The sequence below is a fragment of the Phytoactinopolyspora endophytica genome (genome assembly GCF_004138495.1).
GTDB classification, from domain to species: domain Bacteria; phylum Actinomycetota; class Actinomycetes; order Jiangellales; family Jiangellaceae; genus Phytoactinopolyspora; species Phytoactinopolyspora endophytica.
This window is the reverse complement of sequence record NZ_ML142855.1, coordinates 124,102-125,575: the sequence shown is the minus strand read 5'-3', so window position 1 is coordinate 125,575 and position 1,474 is coordinate 124,102. Positions and strand designations below refer to the sequence as shown.

The window sequence follows — 1,474 nt, the reverse complement described above, 5'->3', positions numbered from 1 at the left end:
GAGGTGAAGCCCATGTGCCCTTTCATCAGCGCTGACGCCTCACGGCGCATCCGCCGGATGTCGAGGAGGCCGAACCTGTTGACCGGCTCCCGGCCCATGAACATGTTCCGCCAGACCGGCTGCAGGTCGGCCAGAGCGCGTTCCTGGTAGACCGTCTCGATTCCGAGTGAACGGGCCTTCGCGACCGACCAGTTCTGCACCCGATCGCCGTCGAACCACACCTCACCGCCCGGATCCGGGCGGTGATAGCCCATCATCATCTTGACCATCGTCGACTTGCCCGACCCGTTGTCACCGAGCAGCCCGACGATCTCCCCTGGCCGTACGTGGAAGTCAACCTCACTTAACGCATGGACCTCGCCGAACGTCTTCGACACTCGACGCAGCTCCATGACCGGTGGTGCGGTCGTGTCCATCAACACCTCCGTTGAACCGGAACGCGTTACTCGCCGGGCTGTGGCGACGGTTCCGTCGCCACAGCCCAGAACGCTCAGGCCTCTCTCGCCGCTATCGGATCTCCTGGTCGATCAGTTCCCGGATCGCATCGACGTTGTCCGTGTCGATGAAGGCGCCCGCCGTGTCGACGAACAGGCCGGAGAAGCCATATACCTGGGTCAGGCAGATCTGCAGGATCGGCAGGTAACCCTGTAAGAAGGGCTGCTGGTCGATGAGCACGTCGAGATAGCCGCTGTCCAGGGCCTCTGCCGAAGCCGGGTTGAGATCGAAGCCGGCGAAGTACACGTCGTCCGGCCCCAGGCCGGCCGCCTCCATGTACGTCTGCGCAGTGGCGGTCAGGTCGCCGTGGTCGGTCACCACGATCGAGACATCGGGATTGGCGGCCATCGTGCCGGTGAACGTGGGTGTCCCCGCCGGAGCGTCGGAGTTGGTGGCTTGGTCGATCTCCTGGTAGACGACTTCCAGCCCGGCCTCCTCGAACCCGTCGACGATGCCTTGGGTCCGCTGCCCGCGCCCTTCCTGAGAGAGCAGGCCCCACACGAACGCCTCATCCCCGGATTCGGCACCGGCCCGGTCGACCGCTTCTTCGGCCAGCCGCATCCCCGCGTCGTAGTTCGGGGCGCCGACGTAGCCGGTTCCGTCCGGCCCGTACTCTTCCTGAGACTCGGGTAGTTCGACGTTGACGACGGTGACTTGGATGTCGTCCTCGTACGCCTCGTCGATCAGCGGACCCATGGCCGCGTCACCCGGGTGGCCCATCACGGCCATGCCGTCCGGCTGCAGCGCCATCGCCTCGCGGAACTGCTGGACCATCTGCTCCTCGCTCCACTCGGAGAAGAAGTAGGTCACGTCCGGCCCGAGGTCCGCCTCGGCGGCCATGTATCCGTTGTGAACGTTGTTGGTGAACGGCGTTCCCTGTCCGCCACCGGGGAACGCCGCGATGCTCACGTCGGAGCACCACTGGTCGCCGTCGGCCGTCGCTCCATCGTCGGTCTCTTCGTCAGAGGCCGCGGCCTCC

General features: G+C 65.7%; 2 protein-coding genes. Both read right to left on the bottom strand.

The features are described 5' to 3' along the window. Positions 1-416, bottom strand: a 416-nt coding sequence (locus ELR45_RS37930; protein ID WP_205856647.1) for an ATP-binding cassette domain-containing protein, incomplete at its 3' end; no start/stop codon positions are given. 91 nt (positions 417-507) lie between these two features. Beyond that, positions 508-1,474: sugar ABC transporter substrate-binding protein (locus tag ELR45_RS15420; protein ID WP_205856646.1), on the bottom strand; the 967-nt coding region annotated here is incomplete at its 5' end.